Genomic DNA, 23,434 nt, shown 5'->3' on the forward strand with positions numbered 1-23,434 from the left:
CAGATTGTCTGATATATTGTTAAAGAGCAAAAAAATAATTGGTCGGCGAGATAGGATTTGAACCTACGACCCACTGGTCCCAAACCAGTTGCGCTACCAAGCTGCGCTACTCGCCGTCAGATTTCTCAATTAAGAGAAGATGGGGTGGCTAATGGGATTCGAACCCACGACAACTGGAATCACAATCCAGGGCTCTACCAACTGAGCTATAGCCACCATTGATTAGTTGTTCATCGCATTGACTTCTGGCGCGCTCGACAAGATTCGAACTTGCGACCTTTGGCTCCGGAGGCCAACGCTCTATCCAACTGAGCTACGAACGCGTTACTGCGTCGTTGCAGGGGCGTATATTAATGATTTCCAAATACCTTGTCTAGCACTTTTTTGAAAAAAAAATATCAAAAGATAAATTTTTGTTCAATTTGTATAGAATTTATTATGTATTCGTTTATTTTTAGTGCTAAAACGTAAAAAAGGATAGCAAATTGCTATCCTCTTTATTTCATTTATTGCTTGTTACGACGTGCGCGACGTTTCATTCTTCGTACCCATCGGGTGATTTTCCATGCTTTTGTAATTGAATAAGCATAAAGGAAGAATAATACAATAAACGCAATAAACATTGCCCATTCATTAATATAGAAGACTTCGCCTAAGATACCGATTGTGGCACAAATTGCCGCAAAGAAGGTAATTAATAAAAAGGCTTGGCGAGAGGTTAATCCAGCACGAACCATTAAGTGGTGTACGTGTAAGCGATCTGGACGGAATGGACTTTTCCCTTTGCGTAAACGGCGATAAATAATAGCCACCATATCAATTAAAGGCACTGCAATAATCCAAAGTGCGGTCACTGGATTCATCGGATGTCCTTTTCCTTGCGTACTTAAAAGTAAAATCCAAATAATAGTAAAGCCGATTAAAGTACTTCCAGCATCGCCCATGAACACTTTATATTTTGGCCCGAACGGAATCCCTAAGTTTAATAATAGATAAGGTAAAATCGCTACAATTAAGCCAAAACTCCAATATGCCATATCCATTTGTCCATCACGGAACATCAAGATACCAATAGCAGCAAATGAAACAATAGACAACCCACCTAACAATCCATCAATACCATCAATCATATTAAAGGCATTAATAATCGCGATTGTGGCAAATACGGTAATAATCAATCCGATAGAACCAAGCGTTAATTGGAATGGTCCGAGGATTTGGCCTAAATGATCTAAATAAACATTACCCAAATCGATCATTAAAATCGCAAGCACCGCTTGAATTCCTGCACGCAAGAAAGGGCTAATATCAAAGCGGTCATCTAAGATACCGATTGCGAGTAGAATAAAGATACTGAATATATAAAGATAAGGTAAACGAAGTTGATCCCACTCCATTAAATAATAGCAAAGATTTCCCATAAAAAGAGAAACACCGCCAATAAGTGGAATCGCACCTTGGTGACGCTTACGATAATTTGGTTTATCAACCAAACCAATTTTATTCGCAATTGGTCGCATCACAATCAAGGTTAAAAATGCCCCTAAGAAAGTTACAATAAGACTTAGCATAGTTTGTATCCTAAAAATTTTTTGCAAAGGATAACATAAAGAAAAATCAGCACACAAAGGTTTTTCTCAAATTCAGTTTTTTAGTACAATATGCCCACTTTTAATATAAGGATTAAAAATCATGACAAAATCAACCGCACTTTTCTCTCGTGCACAAGAAGTTATTCCTGGTGGTGTAAACTCCCCTGTTCGTGCTTTTAAAGGCGTAGGTGGCACACCCGTATTTATTCAAAAAGCCAAAGGTGCTTACATTTACGATACCGAAGGCAAACAATATATCGATTATGTGGGTTCTTGGGGGCCAATGATTTTAGGTCACAATCACCCTGCTATTTTAGATGCTGTATTAAAAGCAGCGGAGAATGGTTTAAGCTTTGGTGCGCCAACACCATCTGAAATTGATTTAGCAGAATTAGTCTGTGAAATTGTGCCATCTATTGAAATGGTTCGTATGGTGAGTTCAGGTACTGAAGCAACCATGACTGCTATTCGTCTTGCGCGTGGTTATACAAATAGAAGCAAAATCTTAAAATTTGAAGGTTGTTACCACGGTCACTCTGATTCACTTTTAGTCAAAGCAGGTTCGGGGGCGTTAACACTTGGTCAACCAAGCTCTCCAGGTGTGCCTGAAGATTTTGCAAAACACACTTTAACTGCAGAATATAACAATCTTGATTCTGTTAAAAAATTATTTGAAGAATTCCCTAACGATATCGCTTGTGTGATTATTGAACCAGTTGCAGGTAATATGAACTGTGTTCCACCAAAAGAAGGATTCTTACAAGGCATTCGTGAAATTTGTGATCAATATGGTGCACTTTTCATTATTGACGAAGTCATGACAGGTTTCCGTGTTTCACTTGCGGGTGCACAAGCTTACTATGGTGTAACACCTGATCTTACCACATTAGGTAAAGTCATTGGTGGCGGTATGCCTGTGGGTGCTGTTGGCGGTAAAAAAGTGATTATGCAACACCTCGCACCAACCGGCCCTGTTTATCAAGCAGGTACTCTTTCTGGTAACCCGATTGCAATGGCTGCTGGTTTAGCCTGTTTAACCGAATTGAAAAAAGCAGGTAACGAGCAACACCTTGCAGAATTAACCACAAAACTTTGCGATGGCTTAAAAGCATTAGCTCAAAAACACAATGTGCCATTTGTGATTAATCATGTAGGCGGCATGTTTGGTATTTTCTTCACTGACCAAAAACAAGTTACCTCTTATGCAGAAGTCATGAAATGTGATACCGAAAAATTCAAAGTGTTCTTCCATAAAATGCTCGATCAAGGCATTTATCTTGCGCCTTCTGCTTTTGAAGCAGGCTTTATGTCTTTAGCTCATACAAATGAAGACATTGAAAAAACGCTTGCTGCCGCTGATACTGCATTTGCCGCAGTGGCTTAAAATATAAAAAGTGCGGTTAATTTTAACCGCACTTTTTTTATTTCATATTACAAACGTTCATAGAGCACGGTTTCTAACAATCCCCTTTCCTCTTCAGTTAATGCGATTCCTTTTTCATTTGTCAAAATGAAGAAGTCTTCGGCTTTTTCCCCTACTGTCGTAATTTTTGCATTACAAAGATTGAGTTTTAACTCGGTAAAAATTTGACTGATTTGAGCCAATAAACCGGGTTTGTCTAAAGCAACGATTTCTAACTCCGTATGCTCTTTTTTGGTTTCTTTCAAAAAACGTACATCAGTTTTTACGGTAAAATGTTGCAACTGTCGATTATTTGCAAAAGACACAGATGGCAATTTTTCGCCTAATAAAACAGAGGTTAATACTGCTTCTAATTCTCGGCGACGTTCTGAACGAACCAACTCACCATTTAATTCTGTGATGATAAAGCTGTCGAATACATACCCATCATCGGATGTTAAAATTTGGGCATCATGAATACTGAATTTTTTCGCACCAATGGTTGAAACCACTTTATTAAATAAGTTAGCTTGATCAGGGCAATAAACGAAAATTTCAGTCCCACCGCTAGAAAAACGATTACTAATTTTAACCAGTACTTCACCATCAAATTCAGTTAATAACTCGGTATGCCATGCAATTTGTTTTGGGCTATTTCGTAAAAAATAATCATCAGGACAACGTTGCCAGAGTGCTAAGATTTTTTCTTCCGATAATTCTGGTTGATCTTCGGATAAAATTGCCAGCGCCAATTGGCGATTTTCAAGGATCTTTTCTTTATTATCTAATAATAAATTCATCCCTTGTCGGAATTGTTGCGACGTATAATCGTATAAAGAGGCAAAAAGAGAACGTTTCCAGCTATTCCACAAGGTACCGTTTGTTGCACAAATATCGGCAACCGTCAAACAAGTGAGATAATCTAAACGCACATGATTTTGTACACTTTCCGCAAAGCTCATCACAACTTCTGGATCATGAATATCTCGACGCTGTGCGGTAATTGACATGAGCAGATGTTCTTTCACCAACCAGATCATTGTTTCAATTTCTCGACGATCAAAACCATGCAAACGAGCAAAGTCAGCGATATCTTCAGCCCCTAACTCTGCATGATCCCCTCCTCGACCTTTCGCTATATCATGAAAAAGTGCGGCAACATAAAGCAAAGTGCGGTCAGAAATTTGGCTAAATATTTGATGGCAAATGGGATGGGATTCGGCTTCCTCTTCAGCTAAGAAACTTTCTAATTTCAACATCACTCGCAAGGTGTGCTCATCCACGGTGTAAATATGGAAGAGATCAAATTGCATCAAACCTTCAATTCCCTGCCATTGTGGCAAATAAGCCGTTAACACACCATATTGGTGCATTGGGAGAAATGCTCGCTGAATGGCTTTCGGTTGATTAAATAACCGAATAAATTTCTCTCTTGCTTCAGGAATATCACATAATTTCTGCGTCAAGCTTTCCAACGCAATCTGAAGTTGGCGTAATGTTGAAGAATGAATTTCAGCTTGTTCATGCTGCGTTAGATATAAAAATAGATCCAAAATACGATCTGGATAACGTAAAAACAGATCATTTTTACGTAAACACAAACTTTGATTTACTAGCTCAAAATTATCATCCAAAGGATGAATAGAAACCTCGCCATCCGTTGATAAAAAATGTTCTTTATAATGCTTAATCAGGATATCGGTTAAACGAGAAATCGTGCGTAAAGCTTGGAAAAAACGTTTCATCATTTTTTCGACACCACGGTTTCCGTCGCCTTCAAAACCAAGCATCTCGCTCACTTTGATTTGACGATCAAACAACAAACGGTTGTCATAACGTTTTAAAATCAAGTGTAAAGCGAACCGCACTTTAAATAAAAATTCTTGGCTTTCTAATAATTGTTGGTGTTCTGATGGATAAATAAAGCCACTTTTCAAAATGCCATCAAGGGTCATTTCCCCAGTGTGTCGTAATGCGATCCAATATAAAAGATGAAGATCCCGCAAACCACCTGGGCTGTATTTTAAATCGGGCTCTAAATTGTAACTGGTGTTATGATAGCGCTGATAACGTTCAATTTGCTCTTGAACTTTAGCATCAAAGAATGGTTTTACCGCCCAAAAATCTGGCTTTTTCAGTATTTCCTCTAAAGCATTAAAAAGGGATAAATCACCCGATAAATAACGAGATTCAAGCAAATTAGTGGCAATAGTAATGTCCTGTTTGCCTTCCTTTTCACATTCTTCTAAAGAACGAACACTATGCCCTACGTCAAATCCACAATCCCACAAGAACTGCACAAATTGAGCAATTTTTTCTTCCGTTTCAGACTCTCTTTCTTCTTTTGAAAGAATAAGAACATCTAGGTCAGATAAAGGAAAGATTTCTTGTCTGCCATAACCGCCTACTGCAATTAAGGTGAGATGAGCTTTATTTAATTCAAATTGCTGCCAAAGCTGTTTTAACAAATCATCACAAAATTGTGTACGGTTAGCGATCAGCTCAAAAACAGAATAATCAGCAAAATGCTGACGTTCCAATTCCTTTAAATTTTCACGCTGAATTTTGACCGCACTTGGCGTAAGTGGAGAGTCGAAATGATAAGGAAAAAGCATAGGTATTCCACAAACAAAACAATTATAAAAAAAAGCCCACTATCGTAGGCTTTTAGCTGAACTTAAAGGTTATTCATTATACGTTGAATTCGACCTTCCGCAATTTCTTCATCACGAATAGTCATCACTTCACAACCAGTTTCTGTCACAACAATTTGGTGTTCATATTGCGCTGAATGGCTACGGTCTTTGGTTTTTACCGTCCAACCATCACCCATAATGCGTACTTCTTTTTTACCCGCATTAATCATTGGCTCAATGGTGAATACCATACCCGGTTTTAAAACCACACCGCCGTCATCAGCATAATAGTGTAATACTTGCGGTTCACAGTGGAATTCAGTTCCTACACCGTGGCCACAGTACTCTCGTACTACGCTAAAGCCTTGGCTTTCAGTATATTTTTGTACCGCTTTACCAATTTCATTTAAACGAATACCCGGCTTAACCGTACGTAATCCCACATAAAGCGCTTCTTGTGCCGCTTCAACCAATTTTTGGCTACGAATATTGGTTTCACCCACAACATACATCTTAGAGTTGTCTCCGAAATAACCGTCTTTAATCACAGTCACATCAATATTGACAATATCACCACGTTTTAATTTTTTATCGTCGCTTGGAATACCATGGCAAACCACTTCATTTATAGAAATACAGGTTGCTTTAGGAAAACCATGATAATTTAAGCATGCAGGAATCACTTTTTGTACATTCACCATGTAATCGTGACAAATGCGATCCAATTCACCTGTGGTCACACCTTCTTTGACATAAGGTTCGATCATAACCAAGACATCAGACGCTAATTTACACGCTTCACGTAACTTAACAATTTCTTTTTCAGTTCTTAATGGAATGCCCATTATTTCTCCTTATTTAATTCAGATTTATTCGCATATAATAGCACTAATTCCGTGAAAAATCTTGAATGAATTAACAGGTTATTAGATAATACAAGGATTATTTTTAGGAAAGTGGGGATAGAGATATGTCAGATTTAGATATGGCCGTACCGCTAACTTTTACTGATGCGGCAGCCAATAAAGTAAAAAGTTTAATTAGCGAAGAAGAAAACAACGAATTAAAATTACGCGTTTATATTACCGGTGGCGGTTGCAGTGGTTTCCAATACGGGTTCACCTTTGACGACAAAGTCAATGAAGGCGACCTAACCATTGAAAAAGCCGGTGTGCAATTAGTGATTGACCCAATGAGTTTACAATACTTAATTGGCGGCACCGTGGATTACACTGAAGGCTTGGAAGGTTCTCGTTTTGTGGTGAACAATCCAAATGCAACCAGTACCTGTGGTTGCGGTTCGTCATTCAGCATCTAATATGGATTTTCAATTTACCCATTATCTAGGCAATGTGCATGCCAAATGTTCGATGGAACACATTGCTCTAGCCAATTGGTTTAATTCAGAAGTGCGGTCAAATCCTCAAGCGTTTTTGACCGCACTTTCTGCCTGTGAGCAGATTAAAAATAATGATGAAGTCACGCTGATTGGTTCCGAATACACGCTTTTTATCAATACCGATGAAGTGATGATTCGCGCCAACAACCTTGCAATTGAAACAGATGAAATTTTAGAAGACGACTTCCATTATTATGATGAAGAAAGTATCGCCTTCTGTGGTACAACAGACTTCATCCACTTTCTTAATGCCTATTTTGAATTTATTGCTTAACCTCATTCTCTGAAGCTAACTATTATGTCGGAAACGGAAAACACCTCATCAGAACAACAAGAAACACAAGCGCCAGATAAGCGCCGTTCTTGTAAAATCTTTTTAGCTAAAGCGACCTTTACTTTAGGGACGCTTGCCGTATTTTATGGTGGCTATTTAGACTGGCAAATTCGCTCAAAAATGGATGGCCAGATTTGGCGTTTACCGGCTGAAGTGTATAGTCGCTTAGAAAGTGTAAAACTGTCTGATAACCTTTCTTTTGACGAAGTGATTCAAATCTTATTGGATAACGAATACCGTCAAACTACTATGATTGCAGCACCGGGCGATTTTAAACTCGAAGAGGATACCATCGTATTACTTCGTCGAGCATTCCCTTATCCTGACAAGCCTGAACCTCAACGTGTATTGCGTTTACGTTTTACAGATAACAAACTTTCTCGTATTGAAGATTTAGTCAACGTCAAAGCGGTTGATGAATTCCGTCTTGCGCCTAAATTAATTGCCATGTTGGAATCAGATAATGAAGATCGCTTAGCGATTCCATTACAGCACTACCCTCGCTTACTCATTGATGCCTTATTACTCACTGAGGATCGCCGTTTTTATGATCATAACGGGATTAACCCTATCGGTATTATGCGTGCAATGATTGCTAATATTAGAGCGGGTCAAACGGTTCAAGGCGGCAGTACACTGACTCAGCAATTAGTGAAAAACTTGTTCTTATCTAGCGAACGTTCTATTACACGTAAAGCCAATGAAGCGTTGATGTCATTAGTATTAGATTGGCGATATGATAAAAACCGTATCTTAGAAACCTATCTTAACGAAATTTACCTTGGTCAAAATGGTGATATCCAAATTCACGGTTTTGCATTGGCAAGCCAATTCTATTTTGGTCGTTCTATCCGTGAAATTAGCCTTGACCAAATTGCCCTTTTAGTCGGCATGGTAAAAGGACCATCCCTTTATAATCCATGGCGAAATCCACAATATGCACTCGATCGCCGAAATGTGGTGTTAAAACTGATGCTTGATCACCAAATGATTGGGGATGAGTTGTATGAGATGTTGAGTAAACGTCCATTAGGCGTGCAAGCTAAAGGTCAAATTTCTCGTAAATACCCTGCTTTCATTCAAACATTGCAAGCCGATCTTCGCCGTCAATTAGGGGAAAATAAAACCTCTGCGCTACTTGGTGCGCGTATTTTCTCCACTATGGATTTAAAACAACAGGAACAAGCTGAAAATGCTGTGGTGAATACGGTTAATCAATTACAAATACAAACTAAAAATCCACATTTAGAAGGCGCAATGATTGTCGCGGATTATCACTCGGGTGAAATACGTGCTGTTGTCGGTGGATTACAAACAGAATATGCCGGATTTAACCGAGCCTTAATGTCAAAACGTCAAATTGGTTCTTTGGTAAAACCATCCATTTATTTGACCGCACTGATGAATCCGGAACAATTTCGTTTAAATACGCCAATTCAAAACCAGCCAATCACGATTTATGTTAAAGGTAGCCAACCTTGGCAACCTCGTAACTACGATCGCAAATACAGCGGTTCGGTGATGTTGATGGATGCCCTTGCTCGCTCGCTGAATATTCCAACGGTAAACATTGGGATGAAAGTCGGTTTAAGCAAAGTGATCGATACGCAAAAAGCCATGGGCTGGGATAATGTAGCCATTCCAAAAGTGCCTGCAACCTTGCTTGGTTCTTATAGTATTTCACCTTATGATGTGACCAAACTCTATCAAACCATTGCAAATCAAGGTGGCAAAATTGAGTTAAGTACCATTCAAAGCATTGCTGATCGCCAAGGGAATATTATTTACGAACACAATACCGTGCCGGATCAAGTGGTGCCGAGAGAGGCTGCTTATCAAACCTTATATGCGATGCAACAAACCGTAGAACGAGGTACCGCGCGTAGTTTACAAAATGATTACGCGGATCTTCGTCTTGCAGGTAAAACAGGCACCACCAATGATGCCCGTGATACTTGGTTTGTGGGGATTGATGGTAAAAATGTTAGCACCATTTGGCTAGGTCGCGATGATAACGGTGAAACTAAATTAACGGGTGCCTCTGGTGCACTACAAATCTATAAAGATTATTTAAACCGTGTGGTTATTGAAAAACTGAAACTCGGTCAACCTTCTACCATTAAATGGGTTGGCATCAATGCTTACGGCAGTTGGAGTTGTGGTAGCAGTCGGACGATCCCTGTATGGATAAATAAAGATCAAAACTTCTGCGCTTCTGCACCAACGACGAGTACGGCAACAGCTACCGCAGCGCAGACTACGCAATCGCCACAACCTGAGCAACCAGAATCCGCAAAACAAGAAAGTGTATGGGATGTGTTAGATAATAAAGCGCCTGTTGAAGAAGTTGCACCCGCTCAATAAACTCGCTTATTTTTGACCACACTTTTATATCTCCATAAAGCGCCTAACAAAGACGCTTTATTCTTTTAAGCATACAATAACCCTCTAGACATTTCCGACTCTTGTGAATTTTTTGATCTCCATCACAAAAATTAAAATTATTTATTGTCATTTCACTGATATCAAAAGATAATTATAAATAGGAATTAATTTCATTTTAGGTAATGAGGTAAATAGACGATGCTATTCCGTTCTATTCGATTTTTCTTTTTAATTTTTTCACTCGCCTTTTCTTCTTCTTCACTCTTTGCACAAGATAACTATCAACAATGGGTTGATGATATTACGGCTCGCTTAGATAAAAAGTCTCAACTGCTCCAACAAGGCAATAAAGATGACGCCCGTACTGAAGTGCAAATGGCTTATTTTGAAGTCTTTGAAAATCTAGAAGGCCCAATTCGTATCAATTTCTCCGCACAAAAAAGTTACCAAATGGAAGCGACTTTTGGCGAGATCCGTAAAATGATTGGTGAAGGCAGTTCACAAAAAGAGATTCAGGCTAAAATCGATCAACTCAAAAAAGAATTACAAGAAGTGCTGCCATCATTGGTTGAAGGTCATCAACTCAATGCTGACGGACAACATGGCGTTTATGATAATCAAGCGATTGCCCCTTATTGGCAACAAAGTTTTAAAACCATTGATGATTTAATCGCTCAAGGGATCGATGCTTATCAAAATGGTGATCTTGCCAATGCCAAAAAATTGTTCCAACAAGCACAATATGATGGCTATAAAAACTCAGAAATGGAAATGTCCATTCGCCAAAATCGCTCTGCAGAAATCTCAGCTGCGATTAACCAACAGTTTTACAACATCATTCGTTTAAGCGAACAAGCCGATCAAATCACAGAGATTGGTTATCAAAGCACTCAATTATTACAAGATATTGAAGAAAACTTGCCTAACCTGCCAACGACACGTGAAGAACAAAATGTTCAATCCAATGCAGCACAGCAAGCAACTGATAACCAACAAGAGCAAGATTGGAATAAGATTAAACAAGAGATCAACCAACGTATCCAACAAGCGATTACCCTCTATCAACAAGGTGAAAGCAAAAAAGCGATTCTTTCCGTACAAGACACCTATTTCGACGTGTTTGAAAGCACTGGAATGGAAAACAAAGTAGGTTCTCGTGATAGTAACTTTAAAGCTGAACTTGAAGGCTACTTTACTCGTCTCGTGAGTTTAATGAAAGCTGAACAAGGTGATAAGTTACAAGCTCAAGCTGATGGCCTAAACCAGAATTTAACTAAAGCGGTTGAAATGTTACAGGGCGAAGAGCAAAGCGATTGGTCTATGTTCTTATATAGCCTTTTAATCATTCTTCGTGAAGGTTTAGAAGCCTTATTAATTGTTGCGGCTATCGTGACTTACTTAATTAAAAATAATCACCAAGATAAACTGCCGGTTATTCGTCAGTCTGTTTATGTGGCGCTAATTGCCAGTGTGGTTACCGCATTTATCTTCCAACTTATCTTTGAAAACTCGGGTCAAAACCGCGAATTACTCGAAGGCTTTACGATGATTTTTGCCGTCGTCATGCTCTTTATGATGAGTTACTGGTTATTGTCGAAAGTCGAAGCACAAAACTGGAAACGTTATTTAGAAGGTAAACTGTCTACTGCTCTTACTACTGGCTCACTCATTGGCCTATGGCTTACCAGCTTCTTAGCCGTATATCGTGAAGGGGCGGAAACGGTATTGTTCTATTATGCCCTTGTAGGTGATGCGAAAAGTGCGGTCAGTTTCATCTACCTTTTCGCAGGTATCATTGTCGGCGCAATTATTCTCACCATTTGCTACTTCGTGATGCGTTATACCGTGGTGAAATTACCGCTTAAACCATTCTTTATGTTTACGGGTTCATTTATGTACTTAATGGCCTTTGTATTCGCCGGTAAATCTGTTTTAGAACTCATTGAAGGCAAACTTTTCGAGCCAACGCTGATTAGCGGTATGCCTGAAATTTCGTGGTTAGGTATTTATCCTTATATGGAAACCTTGATTCCACAAGCAATCTTACTCGTCGCAGCCGTATTTGCTCTGTTTATTATGAAATATCAAAGCAAAAAAGCCGCGTAATACCCAACAATCCTTTAGGAGAAAAACAATGAAAAAAGCACTTTTAGCAACAGCATTATTTGCGGGTATTTTCACCGCATCTACTGCTAACGCATTCCAAGAATATCCAATCGGTGAAGCGGTAACCATGAATGAAATGGAAATTGCGGCGGTTTATCTCAAACCAATCGATATGGAACCACGTGGTATGGGTTTACCTGCTGCGAAATCAGATATCCACTTAGAAGCGGACATCCACGCAGTAAAAGGTAATAAAAATGGCTTTGGTGATGGTGAATGGATGCCTTACTTAACCATCAACTATACTTTAGTAAATGCTGATACGGGTGAAAAACAAGAAGGTACCTTCATGCCAATGGTAGCGGGTGACGGTCCTCACTACGGTGCTAACGTGAAAATGATGGGCGTGGGTAACTATAAATTAACTTACCACATCGACCCACCATCAAAAGCGGGTATGCACCGTCATACCGACTCTGAAACAGGTGTTGGTCGTTGGTGGAAACCATTTGATGTTAACTATGAATTCAAATTCACTGGCATCAAATAATCTAAGGTAAATCTCATTTTACCGACTTGCCTTCCCTTGTTTGTCAGGGGAAGGCAATAGCATTTCATTTAACCTTAAAATATCGTCTGTTTTATCCTATTAAATGGTCAAACTATGAATTATTTTTTTACTTTCCTGCTTCAAGCACTTTTACCTTTTTCATTATTGCTCGGTGTTTATCACAGTAAACAATCCACTGTAAGTGCGAAAAAAATAATTTGGCTTAGCCTATTCGGTTTTATTGCCGGTATCGTACTGCGCCTTAGTTTACCTGCGGGACAAATCACCAATTTAATCGTCAATGCGGTGATATTGGTGCTCTTGACTATCTTTGCCTTATGTTTAATTTTCGGCAAAGGTCGCTTACCTGCCTTTTGGCAAACCATATTAATGCTCATCGCGGGAAGCTTCTGGGCAAAAGATCCTAATATTACTGCCCTCGTTTCTACTGATGTTATCAATACCGATTCGATCTTACATATAAGTGCGGTCATTTTTGCCTTTGTTTTTTGTCTATGCTTACAAGGCTGGATCTATTTACTTCTAAAACAAGCGGTAAAAACACAACAAAAATCAACCGCACTTTTAAAAGGTGCAATTAGCCTTCTCTTAATTAGCTTACTTGTTCCACTTATTGGCGAACTCTTATTAATTTTAATGAAACTCCAAGTGCTTGAACTCACCAAACTACGTTTAAGCTTTGTTGCGAAATCAGGCGAAATCACTCACTGGTTAAATTACATCTGTGCTGCCTTACTCTTCGTTGTACTTGCCATCTTCTACGGCAAAATTCATTTATCACGCAAGCAACAAGTTAATGCCACACAAGAACCCATTGAAAAACGCCAAAAATTAGCCGCATTGCGTACCTCCTCTCGATTACTTGGTTGGGGATATTTGGCTTTAGCGATTATTTTTACTACCCAGCTTTATTGGGAGCAAATTGCCTCTCGTCCACCACAACTTTCAGAAGCAATTCCTCTGACCTTAGATGAAAAGCAACAAGTCCATATTCCAATTGAACAAGTAAAAGACGGTAAATTACACCGTTTTGTCTGGATTGCTGATGACGGTAAAGCTGTGCGTTTCTTTGTCATTAATCGTCAACCAGATAAATTGAGTCTAGCTGCGGTATTTGATGCCTGCTTGCTTTGTGGTGACCAAGGCTATGTAATGGAAGGTAACCAAGTCGTTTGTGTAGGCTGCGGCGTACATATGTTTATTCCATCTATTGGTAAACCGGGTGGCTGTAATCCTGTTCCAATTGAAGATTGGCAACAAACTGAGACTGAAATTCTCATTAATCGAACCAGCTTAGAAGAAGGGTTAAATTTATTTAGCACGATTGTTGAAATAGATGTAAAAGATCCAATTAGTGGCGCCCAAATGAAAAACACTAAAACAGAGCACAAATATAATTACGAAGGTAAAACTTACTTCTTTGAAAGTGAGAAAAATCTTGATTTATTCCGTGATAACCCTGAAAAGTATTTAGGTAAGGGGGAATAATGCTAGCAAGAATGTTATTTCAATCTTGGCGCTTCAGCATTAAACGTAAACTGTTGGCCGTTATCACTATTTTCTTAGCGGCTGGCTTAGTCTCTGCGCTCTTGGCGGTATCCATTGATATTGGCGATAAAATGGCAAAAGAGCTCAAATCTTACGGAGCCAATATTTTAGTTGAACCTGCAAGTAATGCAGCCTTGCCTGATGAACTCAGTCATAACGCAGATTTAAGTAGCCAAGATTTTCTCGATGAAAAAGAGCTGCCGAATATTAAAGATATTTTCTGGCGAAATAATATCGTAGGTTTTGCACCGTTATTAAGTGCAGATGTAAAAGCGGAAACGCTTTCCACAAACACTCACGATAAATCAACCGCACTTGGACAAATTAATGTGTTAGGTACGTTTTTCGATCACAACATCCCTGTACCAGATGAAGATGATTACCACACAGGACAAAAAATCATTAGTCCTTATTGGCATGTGCAAGGGGAATGGGTCAACGACCTTGAAACACCAGAGGGAGAATTTATCCCTGCATTGATTGGTGAGCAATTGGCTCAACGAACTGGCCTAAAACAAGGCGATAAAATCCAGCTTCGCTATCAAACTAATGAGCTAGATAATCAAAGTGCGGTTGAAATTACCGGTATTTTATCCACGGGTGGGGCTGAAGATAATCAATTAGTCATGCCCCTCAACGCTGTGCAAAAATTACTGGGCTTAGAAGGAAAAATTCAATCAGTTAAAGTCTCTGCGCTTACCGTACCTGAAAATGACCTTTCTCGTAAAGCCCGTGCTAATACCGATGCATTGGATGCGGAAGAGTACGATCGTTGGTATTGTACGGCTTATGTCTCGTCTATTTCACACCAATTAGAAGAAGCTATTTCTGGTGCTATTGTTCGACCAATTTGGCAAGTCGCCGCATCAGAAGGTGTCGTCATTGGTAAAATCCAGTTATTGCTTGCTGTCGTGACTCTCGCGGCCTTAATCGCCGCTGCTATGGGCATAGCCTCATTAATGAGTACAGGGATCATTGAGCGTTCAAAAGAAATTGGTTTAATGAAAGCGTTAGGCGCATACCAATGGCAAATCGCGTTATTGTTTTATTGCGAAGCCATTATCAGTGCCTTAATTGGTGGTTCGCTTGGTTGTATTACTGGTTGGGGCTTAGCAAGATTTATTGGATCTGCGCTATTTGGCGTTCCGCTCAGTTTTGCTTGGATTGTAATCCCTTGCGTATTGATGCTGTCTATTTTAATTGCTGTAGTGGGTACTTGGTTCCCTGCTCATCGTATTGCCAAACTTTACCCTGTGGAGGTGCTCTATGGCCGCCAATAAAAGTATGTTTTGGCGTTTGATCTTCCAAGCATTACGCCTACGTTTACAACGAGTATTTATTATCTTCTCTGCACTGACTGTTGGTGCGTCCATTGTGACGGCAATGGCTGCGGTGTATTTCGATATTAATACCAAAATGAGCCAAGAGCTCCGTACTTTCGGGGCAAACTTTTACATCGGTGCAGCCAATGGTGGATTGATGAAAGAACGCCAATTAAAGCAAATTCTGCACAATGCACCGGATAATTTCATCACCGCTGCCAGTCCTTATTTATATGGTGTTGCGCGAAGTGATTTAGAAAAAATTGTGATTATGGGCGTGTGGTTTGAAGATATGCGTGTGCTTGCACCTTATTGGCAAATTACCGGCTCAGCCATTAATGTGAATTTTGATGATCGCAATGCCATGATTGGGAAAACCTTAGCAGAACGCCTTAATTTAGGTGTTGGAAGTAAATTAACGCTGTCTAAAAATGCGGTTGAAAAACATGAATTCACGATAAAAGGTATTGTTGAGGCAGGTGATGCCACAGACAACATGCTAATCGTGAATTTAGAGTTTGCCCAAAATTGGTTGGATAAAGAAGGATTAGCAAATAACGCCTTACTCAATGTAAAAAATGAACAAGGTAATGTCGCACAATTTGCCCAGGACATTATGCAACATCAACCTGATCTGACTGCTCGACCAATTCGAAAAGTCTCTGCTTCTGAAGGGCAGATTTTAGATAAAATCAAAGGATTGATGGGCTTAATCTCATTGGTCATTTTGATTCTCGCCACCCTTTGTGTTAACACCACATTGATTGCGATTGTTGGTGAGCGAGCAAAAGAATTTGCACTACAAAAAGCCTTAGGTGCCAAACAAAGTGACATCATTAAACAGATTAGTACCGAGATTCTGATCATTGCACTTTGTGCAATTGTCGCGGGCCTGATTTTCGGCTACATCTTGGCTCAATTACTTGGATTAACCGTATTTAAATCTTATATTGATATGCGTCTACCGGTTATTCCAATTACTATCGTCTTATCGTTATTGGTTGCCTTTATTGCGGTGATTGTACCAACCAAACGAGCTTTAAATATCCAAACCGCAAATGTATTAAAAGGGGAATAAAATGAGTGAATTTGTAATTGAAACGCAACATTTATATAAACGATTCGGGCAAGTCACCGCTTTAGAAGATATTAATATTAAAATTCGCCAAGGTGAATTTATTGCGATAATGGGTGCATCAGGTTCCGGTAAAACCACGCTGATGAATATTCTAACCGGCTTAGATACGGCTAGTGAAGGTAAAGTCATTCTAGATGGTGTCGATGCGGCACAATTGGATGAAATCGGTCGTCAGCGTTTCCGTGCAGAAAAAATTGGTCTAGTCTTCCAGCAATTCCATTTAATTCCTTATTTGACCGCACTTGAAAATGTGATGCTGGCTCAGCACTATCACAGTGTGATTGATGAAGCAGCGGCTAAAGCGGTACTCGAACAAGTAGGATTGGGTCATCGTATAGATCACCGTCCAAGCCAACTTTCTGGGGGGGAACAACAACGGGTATGTATTGCTCGCGCATTAGTGAACCAACCACCCGTTATTTTTGCCGATGAACCTACGGGTAATCTCGACGAAAAAAATGAATCGCTTGTACTGGATTTACTACAAGAATTAAATCGCCAAGGTAGAACCATTGTGATGGTGACGCACAATCCAGAATTGGGTGAGTTAACCGATCGTGTTATTTATCTCCATCACGGAAAATTTGTAAAAGAGGAAATTCATGAAAAATAAATTCGTCAAACTACTAGCCATAAGTGCGGTCATTTTTGGCAGTGTTTCTTGTAAAGACGAAGTTGCTGCGATTGGTCAAAAAGCACCAGATATCGCAGCCTATGATTTACAAGGTAAAGAAGTGAAACTTGATGATTGGAAAGGCACTCGCTTACTGACATTCTGGTCTGAAACCTGTGGGCGATGTGTTGCCGAATTAAAAGAATTCGAAAAATTGGCCGAAGCGAATCCAGATAAAGTTCAACTTATCGCCATTAATGTAGATGGCGATAAAGTGGATACCAAAGCCGTGGTCGCCAAACGTCAGCTTACGTTGCCGGTTATCAAAGACCAATTAAAAATCACAGCAGAACGTTATCAACTTATCGGTACGCCAACAAGTTTTGTGATTACACCTGAAGGTAATATTCAGGCTAAATATGAAGGCGCAATTCCCGCAGAAGATTTAGATAAATTATTTAAAGGCTAGCCAAAATGAAAAAACGAATTTACTTACTCTCTACACTTTTACCCGTTTTAGGCTTTTTATTTGCCCCTCCTGCCCTTTCTGCCGAAGCTGACTTAGTGAAAGCGGAAAAGGTATATAAACGCTCTTGTGCAACTTGTCATGGGAAACAAGGCGAAAAACCAGCAATGGGTGAGTCAAAAATTATTAATCAACTAAAACCAGAAGAAATTTCAACCGCACTTTCAGAACGAAAAGCGGGAAATATTACTGGTGCAGGAAGCCCTGCAAAACAACGTTTAAGTGAGCAAGATATTCATGATTTAAGTGAATATATTCAAACACTAAAATAGTTTTTGAATTTTTTTTAAACTAATTCTAAAATGTACGGTCTTAGAAGGGGCTTAGTTTTTATAAGCTAAGAAATTTTTTATATATCAATAAAGGATTGTTTATGAACAAATTTACTAAAATCAGTGCAACTGCATTATTTGCATTATTCTTAACTGCTTGTGATAAACCAGCAGATAAACCAGCTCCAGCGAAACCTGAAACTACTCAGCCTGCGCCAGAAGCTAAACAAGAAGCAGCAAAACCAGCTGAAGCGGCTAAACCTGCTGAAGCTACACCAGCTCAAGAACAAGCTGACTACAACAAATTACTTGAATGGAATGCAAGCCAAGCGCAAGCTCAAATGGCTGCACAACAAAAACTTCAATCTGATTTAACTGCTGCGGTTCAAGCAAAAGATGAGAAGAAAATTGAAGAAGCAATCAAAACGTTCAACAAAACTGTTGAAGATACAATTGCAAGCTTAGATAAATTAGATATTACAGCACCTTCAGTGAAAAGCATTAAAGATCAAAATAAAGAAGTACTTGCATTATCAAGTGAATTATTAGTTGATCAATTAAACTTAGCAACTAAAGCACCAACTGAAGAACAAACTAAAGCTTATCAAGCTAAAGTTGAAAAACTACAAGCTGCAGTAGCTAAATTACAAAAAGACGGTGCTGATTTAGCACAAAAATTTGCACCTGCAGCACCAGCTGCTCCAGCCGCTCCAGCTGCAAAATAATTAATCGGTTAAGATGAAAAAAACCTTACTGTAAAAAGTAAGGTTTTTTTATGAGGTAAATTTGCAATATCTTAGCACTTTAAATAATAAACTGTAGCTATTTACCTGGTTTATTATATTTACTTTCAATAGTTATATATATTTCTTCAAAGGTCTTATTCTCTTTTTCATTTCCATCATGGTAAAGATCCCAGTCAAACCCATACAATTCTGTCGGTTGGATAGTTATACATAGCCCATTACTTTCAATTTTTTTCTCCCAATCTAAAATATCACTAGAATTTATCACATTAAATTTAGATAGCTCCTCTAACACTGGAGTTAAATCTGATGGACGTCTGATAAGCACATAAATTTTATTTAGATGTAAATTGATAAATAATCCGAATCCAAAATATATATCACCATTCTTGTATTCAAAATCTGTGTTTTTAGCTTCTAGCATCATTTTTATTTTCTCTACTTTAAGTTATTCATCCTTTTGCTTTGCAACTCTTTATCACATACCTAAGTATTTAGAGTTTTTATATCGTTATTCTTGTTTTTAAAACATCCACAAATCGCTCTGTCACCCCTTCCCAACGATCTAAATATAACGCAGGCTCAATCAACTCCAATTCATTTAATAAAAATGTACTGTCAATAATCGTTCCATCTACGCGTGCATAGACAGGCATCTCTGGCAATTTATGTAAAACATGGCGAGCGGTTTCAATAATATGACGATCAACCTCAACAGGGATAATTTCAACTTTATATTGTGAATTCGCTCGCCATTCATTTTGAGGTGGCTGTCTGCGAATAGCATGACTAAATACACCATTGAAAAAAATCAAACTGGTTTCACCATTTGTAGCCACTTCAGGAATAAACGGCTGTAACACAACTTGCTCACCATACCCAGAAAGATCGGGTAATGCTTCACCTTGTGTTAGTTTTGTTACCAAATTACCACTCTGTCCTACAGCAGGTTTAATAACAAACTCTGGCCAATCTTGGCGTTCAAGTGCGATCAAAATTTCAGATGTTTTTGTTGAGCAAATAAGAGTGGGAATGACATTGATGCCCCAATTCTGCAAATCACATAGATAGCCTTTATGACTATTCCATAACATTAATTCTGCAGGATTGATGAACGCATTCTTATGCTGTTTAATCCATTGAATAAATTCATTGTAGAAATTCGCATAATCCCATGCTGCTAAAGGCAGAATAAAATGACTCTGTAATGTTTCTTGCCAAGGCAAAAATTGAGTAGGAATACCTTGATTAGAAAGTTGTGTTTGAACAGGAATAAGATTTTGAGGGACCGAAGGATACGTTTTACAAGTGGTAATCGTAAGCATAGTAAATAATAACGGATTTAAACATAAAGAAGATGCGCCAATTATTTAACTGGCGCATCGATTTCAAAGATTATTTTACTTGAGCAAAATATTTTTCAAGACGACCTTTATTCGTCATTGATTTCTTCTCAAGATCTTTCACTACTTTCTCTGCTTGTTCTTTGTTTGGTAGATTATCACCCACTTGAATCACACCATTCATATTCATTGAACGATGTACTGGGCAGGTATAAACATAAACACCTTCTTTATCTAAAGTGATTGTGAGTTCCTGATCTTCTTCAGATTGGAATTTTTGTGCGCCTTCAGGAATCGCTTTACTGTGTACAAAGTGGCTTTTATTTTCTGCACGAAATGTCACCGTATCACCTGGTTGTACTTTTAAATAACCCGGTTCAAAAACCATTGAGCCTTCACTGTTTGAATTCAACATTTTGATGTCATAATGTGCGGCTTGAGCAGCAAAACTTAATCCTAATAATGCTGCAAGTGCGATTTTTTTCATTTTCATTTCCTTCTTAAGAATGCGCTGATTTACGTTGTGGACGAACCACCGGCAAACCGGCACTACATTGTAATAATTCAACGTTTACACAATATAAACGATTAATGGTTTCTACTTGTAAAACATGATGAGCGTCGCCCACGCCTTGCACTTTACCTTCACCAAGTAAAATCAACTCATCTGAAAATTGAGCAGCAAGACTTAAATCATGTAATACCATTATAGTAATCAGATTTTTCTGTTTCGTATAGGTGTAAACTTCTTCTAATAGATTAAGCTGATGATGCATATCTAACGCACTCACCGGCTCGTCCAACATTAAAATCTGTGGCTCACGTAATAAAACCTGGGCAAACATCACCATTTGACGCTGTCCCCCACTGAGATTCAGAATATCACGATGGGCTAAATGACCAATACCTAATTGAGCCATAATGCTTGCTGCTTCAGTAAGAAGTTCATCGCTTACTCGCATCGTTAGACTATCCATTCGCCCCAAAAGGACAACTTCAAGTGCGGTCAAACTTGCATCTACTCGGCTATCTTGAGGCATATAGCCAATGGGTTTACGCCAATCGGCTAACTTCGTCTGTTCTAGCTGTTTGCCTTGATAGGTAATCATTCCTTCATGTGGTAATTCACCAAAAATGGTTTTCAGCATAGAGGATTTTCCTGTGCCGTTTGGCCCAAGTACCGTATACACTTTGCCTTCCTCAAAACGGACATTAATGTGATCCGCAACGGTGAGATCACCTCGTTTTACCGTAAGATTCTTTAATTCTAACATTATTGTCCCCACTTGTTATTTAAAATAATCCAAAAGAAGAAAGGCACCCCAATAAACGAGGTGACAATCCCCACGGGGAATAATGCGCCAGGGATAATGACTTTGGATAATACCGAAGAAAGAGATAAGAATGCTGCACCAACCAGCATGGCTCCCGGTAAGAAGAAACGTTGATCTTCACCAAGCAACATTCGAGCAACATGTGGTGCAACTAAGCCGATAAAGCCAATCACGCCCACAAAACTGATTGCTGTCGCCGTCATCATAGCGACGAGAACTAAAACCTTAATACGTAATACTTGCAAATTGATGCCAAGACTCGCCGCACGATCTTCTCCTAAACGAAGTGCGGTCAATTTCCAAAGCTCTTTTGAAAGTAATGCAACACAAATTGTAGTGACGACAATAATGATGATTAAACTTTGCCACGTCGCTTTATTTAGACTACCAAATAGCCAGAATAGAATTTGTTGCGAGACTTCCGGCGCCGAAATAAATTGCACTAATGAAAGTAAGGATTGGAAAATAAAGAGCAATGCGATCCCTACCAACACGAGCATTTCAGAGCTAAAACGACGTTTAGAGGCAAATAAGAAAAGAATCCCCGAGGCGAGCATAGTCATGACAAATGCACCAATTGGCACGGCAACTTGTACGGGTAAACCAAAACTTCCGAAAGCAATCACAATAGAGGCACCAAAACCTGCCGCAGCTGCGAGACCTAATGTATAAGGACTCGCCATAGGATTATTTAATAAAGTTTGGATCTCTGCCCCACCAACAGCCAATGTTGCCCCCACTACAAGCGCCATCAATGCCATCGGTAAACGTAAATTATGCACAATATTGTTTGTCATTTTATCGACTTCACCAATGCCGAATAAGGCGTTCACAACTTCTGACACCGATAGCATCGCAGGGCCAGTCATCACATCGAGAATAAGACTGACCACGCCAATCACTAGAAAAGATAAAATAACAAACCAGCGTTTGCGTTCAAGCTTACGCTGGTTAGCCACAATATCTGCTACAACAGAATTGTTTTTCATTGATTAGTATTTCCCTTATTTGGTTTCAGGGAAAAGATAAATCGTACCTTCCGGGGTAACCGGTAAGTAGTTTTTATAGAAGTTTAAGTAAGTTTGTTGCGGATCTAAATCTTTAAACAGATCAGGATAAGCCGCTTTAGCTACAAACTGAACAGAAGCACTATCTGATAAAGTACGAGAGTTCGCATGATAGGCTGCATAAACACGGTTGTTTTTCACTGCCGGTAATTCAGCCCATCCCGCACGATGTTTGAATGCGTTTAAACGACGTTCCGCTTCTGCTTTTTCAATACCGAAGCCCATTACCATACCGTCTTGATTTTTCTTCAATTCAGTTTCACGGCCTGTAATAATAATTGCATCCGGTTTCGCAGCTAATACTTTTTCAGCAGCTAATGTGCCCCATTTGCCAATTTCTGCAGGCGCCACGTTTTCTGCACCAACAAGGCTAATCATTGAGCCCCACATGCTAGAGAAGAACGTCATCCCTTGTTCAGCTGGACCACCACGACCAAACTCTACATACACTTTCGGTTGTTTTACTAATTTCGCATTTTTAACCGTAGTCTGGATATGTTCAACAATGTCTTTGTATTCTTTCGCAATTTTTGCTGCGCGATCTTTCTGACTGGTTAATTCGCCAATAATTTCAGTAGATTTAATGTGCTTATCTAAGGTTTGAGCATTGTAATCTAATACCACAATTGGAATGCCCGCTTCATTAATGGCGTCTAAATCAGATCCTAGCATTTCGTACTGCCAATCTGCTAAGACTAAAAGATCAGGTTTTAATGAAAGCACTTTTTCCACAGAGAATGTGCCTTCTTCTACTTCGCCCACATCATCTAATTGATTCAATTTTGGCACCGCTTTGCTGAATAATTCCCAGCTTGCTGGTGCCCAAGAAGACCATACTTTCTTAGAAAAACCGACAACGTTATCTAACGCTTTGTCACCACCAACTGCCATATAATCCTGATAATAGAAACCAAGTACCACGCGTTTTGCCGGTAAATCAACAGTGACTTCACGATCAAGTATATCTTTTACTTTTACGGGGTCAGCATTGGCAAAACCAGCAGTTAAACCAAGAATGGTCGCAATTGCTAAAGTTGAAAAACGTTTTTTCATAAGAAAAATCTCCTGAGTAAAATTAAAAAATAAATGATAATAATTAT

Annotated in this window: 22 protein-coding genes and 3 tRNA genes; 13 read left to right on the plus strand and 12 right to left on the minus strand. The window is 39.1% G+C overall.

What is annotated here, in order from left to right; all coding sequences use genetic code 11:
• Window positions 1–39: 39 nt before the first annotated feature.
• The 4 genes from HMPREF2732_RS02110 to wecA all read right to left on the minus strand — a co-directional run bounded on the left by HMPREF2732_RS02110 (window position 40) and on the right by wecA (window position 1,571).
• Window positions 40–116: transfer RNA gene (locus HMPREF2732_RS02110), tRNA-Pro, on the minus strand.
• Between the two features lie 24 nt (window positions 117–140).
• Window positions 141–216: transfer RNA gene (locus tag HMPREF2732_RS02115), tRNA-His, on the minus strand.
• 30 nt (window positions 217–246) lie between these two features.
• Window positions 247–323 (minus strand) — tRNA-Arg (locus tag HMPREF2732_RS02120).
• A gap of 183 nt (window positions 324–506) precedes the next feature.
• The gene (gene wecA / locus HMPREF2732_RS02125) at window positions 507–1,571 is read right to left on the minus strand and encodes a UDP-N-acetylglucosamine--undecaprenyl-phosphate N-acetylglucosaminephosphotransferase (RefSeq protein ID WP_049365564.1); all 1,065 of its coding nucleotides are present in this window, start codon (window positions 1,569–1,571) and stop codon (window positions 507–509) included.
• A 121-nt stretch (window positions 1,572–1,692) separates the two neighbouring features.
• On the opposite strand from wecA, the gene hemL reads away from it, so the two are divergent.
• Window positions 1,693–2,976 carry a glutamate-1-semialdehyde 2,1-aminomutase gene (hemL, locus tag HMPREF2732_RS02130; protein ID WP_070590696.1) on the plus strand — a complete coding sequence of 428 codons (1,284 nt, stop codon included), beginning with the start codon at window positions 1,693–1,695 and terminating at the stop codon, window positions 2,974–2,976.
• A gap of 47 nt (window positions 2,977–3,023) precedes the next feature.
• On the opposite strand, the gene glnD is transcribed toward hemL, so the two are convergent.
• Both glnD and map read right to left on the minus strand, forming a co-directional pair.
• Window positions 3,024–5,609, minus strand: a complete 2,586-nt coding sequence (gene glnD / locus HMPREF2732_RS02135; protein ID WP_070590700.1) for a bifunctional uridylyltransferase/uridylyl-removing protein GlnD — start codon at window positions 5,607–5,609, stop codon at window positions 3,024–3,026.
• Window positions 5,610–5,671: 62 nt separating this feature from the next.
• On the minus strand, window positions 5,672–6,475 hold the full coding sequence (map, locus tag HMPREF2732_RS02140; protein ID WP_070590703.1) for a type I methionyl aminopeptidase: 804 nt from the start codon (window positions 6,473–6,475) through the stop codon (window positions 5,672–5,674).
• Window positions 6,476–6,600: 125 nt separating this feature from the next.
• Between map and erpA the strand changes: the two genes are divergently transcribed.
• From erpA to HMPREF2732_RS02200, 12 genes are all read left to right on the plus strand, one after another.
• On the plus strand, window positions 6,601–6,948 hold the full coding sequence (gene erpA / locus HMPREF2732_RS02145) for an iron-sulfur cluster insertion protein ErpA (RefSeq protein WP_005696219.1): 348 nt from the start codon (window positions 6,601–6,603) through the stop codon (window positions 6,946–6,948).
• Between the two features lies 1 nt (window position 6,949).
• Window positions 6,950–7,303, plus strand: a complete 354-nt coding sequence (locus tag HMPREF2732_RS02150) for a YacL family protein (protein WP_032822421.1) — start codon at window positions 6,950–6,952, stop codon at window positions 7,301–7,303.
• Window positions 7,304–7,327: 24 nt separating this feature from the next.
• Window positions 7,328–9,727, plus strand: a complete 2,400-nt coding sequence (mrcB, locus tag HMPREF2732_RS02155; RefSeq protein WP_070590706.1) for a penicillin-binding protein 1B — start codon at window positions 7,328–7,330, stop codon at window positions 9,725–9,727.
• Between the two features lie 219 nt (window positions 9,728–9,946).
• Window positions 9,947–11,854: an FTR1 family iron permease gene (locus tag HMPREF2732_RS02160; protein WP_070590711.1), complete on the plus strand. Its 1,908-nt coding sequence runs from the start codon at window positions 9,947–9,949 to the stop codon at window positions 11,852–11,854.
• A gap of 28 nt (window positions 11,855–11,882) precedes the next feature.
• The gene (locus tag HMPREF2732_RS02165) at window positions 11,883–12,404 is read left to right on the plus strand and encodes an iron transporter (RefSeq protein ID WP_070590714.1); all 522 of its coding nucleotides are present in this window, start codon (window positions 11,883–11,885) and stop codon (window positions 12,402–12,404) included.
• A gap of 114 nt (window positions 12,405–12,518) precedes the next feature.
• Window positions 12,519–13,913 carry a Fe-S-containing protein gene (locus tag HMPREF2732_RS02170; protein WP_070590717.1) on the plus strand — a complete coding sequence of 465 codons (1,395 nt, stop codon included), beginning with the start codon at window positions 12,519–12,521 and terminating at the stop codon, window positions 13,911–13,913.
• Entirely contained in the window at window positions 13,913–15,253 is a 1,341-nt protein-coding gene (locus HMPREF2732_RS02175; protein WP_070590720.1) for an ABC transporter permease, read from the plus strand. The genes HMPREF2732_RS02170 and HMPREF2732_RS02175 overlap by 1 nt, the downstream gene beginning before the upstream one ends.
• On the plus strand, window positions 15,240–16,373 hold the full coding sequence (locus HMPREF2732_RS02180; protein ID WP_070590724.1) for an ABC transporter permease: 1,134 nt from the start codon (window positions 15,240–15,242) through the stop codon (window positions 16,371–16,373). The genes HMPREF2732_RS02175 and HMPREF2732_RS02180 overlap by 14 nt, the downstream gene beginning before the upstream one ends.
• 1 nt (window position 16,374) lies before the next feature.
• Window positions 16,375–17,046, plus strand: coding sequence for an ABC transporter ATP-binding protein (locus HMPREF2732_RS02185; RefSeq protein WP_070590727.1), 672 nt, complete (start codon window positions 16,375–16,377; stop codon window positions 17,044–17,046).
• Window positions 17,036–17,515 carry a TlpA family protein disulfide reductase gene (locus HMPREF2732_RS02190; protein WP_070590733.1) on the plus strand — a complete coding sequence of 160 codons (480 nt, stop codon included), beginning with the start codon at window positions 17,036–17,038 and terminating at the stop codon, window positions 17,513–17,515. Before HMPREF2732_RS02185 ends, HMPREF2732_RS02190 begins: the two co-directional genes overlap by 11 nt.
• Window positions 17,516–17,520: 5 nt before the next feature.
• Entirely contained in the window at window positions 17,521–17,844 is a 324-nt protein-coding gene (locus HMPREF2732_RS02195) for a c-type cytochrome (RefSeq protein WP_070590736.1), read from the plus strand.
• 101 nt (window positions 17,845–17,945) lie between these two features.
• Window positions 17,946–18,569: a lipoprotein HlpB gene (locus HMPREF2732_RS02200; protein WP_070590741.1), complete on the plus strand. Its 624-nt coding sequence runs from the start codon at window positions 17,946–17,948 to the stop codon at window positions 18,567–18,569.
• A 97-nt stretch (window positions 18,570–18,666) separates the two neighbouring features.
• Here HMPREF2732_RS02200 and HMPREF2732_RS02205 read toward each other — a convergent pair whose 3' ends face one another.
• From HMPREF2732_RS02205 to HMPREF2732_RS02230, 6 genes are all read right to left on the minus strand, one after another.
• Window positions 18,667–19,017 (minus strand): stage III sporulation protein AF, encoded by a 351-nt coding sequence (locus HMPREF2732_RS02205; RefSeq protein WP_070590744.1) that lies wholly within the window; start codon window positions 19,015–19,017, stop codon window positions 18,667–18,669.
• Between the two features lie 76 nt (window positions 19,018–19,093).
• A complete protein-coding gene (locus tag HMPREF2732_RS02210; RefSeq protein WP_070590747.1) occupies window positions 19,094–19,915 on the minus strand; it encodes an ATP-grasp domain-containing protein in 822 nt (273 codons plus the stop codon).
• A 70-nt stretch (window positions 19,916–19,985) separates the two neighbouring features.
• Window positions 19,986–20,420 carry a pseudoazurin gene (locus HMPREF2732_RS02215; RefSeq protein WP_049373308.1) on the minus strand — a complete coding sequence of 145 codons (435 nt, stop codon included), beginning with the start codon at window positions 20,418–20,420 and terminating at the stop codon, window positions 19,986–19,988.
• A 13-nt stretch (window positions 20,421–20,433) separates the two neighbouring features.
• Window positions 20,434–21,207 carry an ABC transporter ATP-binding protein gene (locus HMPREF2732_RS02220; RefSeq protein WP_049367980.1) on the minus strand — a complete coding sequence of 258 codons (774 nt, stop codon included), beginning with the start codon at window positions 21,205–21,207 and terminating at the stop codon, window positions 20,434–20,436.
• The gene (locus tag HMPREF2732_RS02225; RefSeq protein WP_070590750.1) at window positions 21,207–22,256 is read right to left on the minus strand and encodes a FecCD family ABC transporter permease; all 1,050 of its coding nucleotides are present in this window, start codon (window positions 22,254–22,256) and stop codon (window positions 21,207–21,209) included. Before HMPREF2732_RS02225 ends, HMPREF2732_RS02220 begins: the two co-directional genes overlap by 1 nt.
• 15 nt (window positions 22,257–22,271) lie before the next feature.
• Window positions 22,272–23,387 (minus strand): ABC transporter substrate-binding protein, encoded by a 1,116-nt coding sequence (locus tag HMPREF2732_RS02230; RefSeq protein WP_070590754.1) that lies wholly within the window; start codon window positions 23,385–23,387, stop codon window positions 22,272–22,274.
• Window positions 23,388–23,434: the final 47 nt, after the last annotated feature.

This window comes from Haemophilus sp. HMSC061E01, assembly GCF_001810345.1.
Taxonomy (GTDB): domain Bacteria; phylum Pseudomonadota; class Gammaproteobacteria; order Enterobacterales; family Pasteurellaceae; genus Haemophilus_D.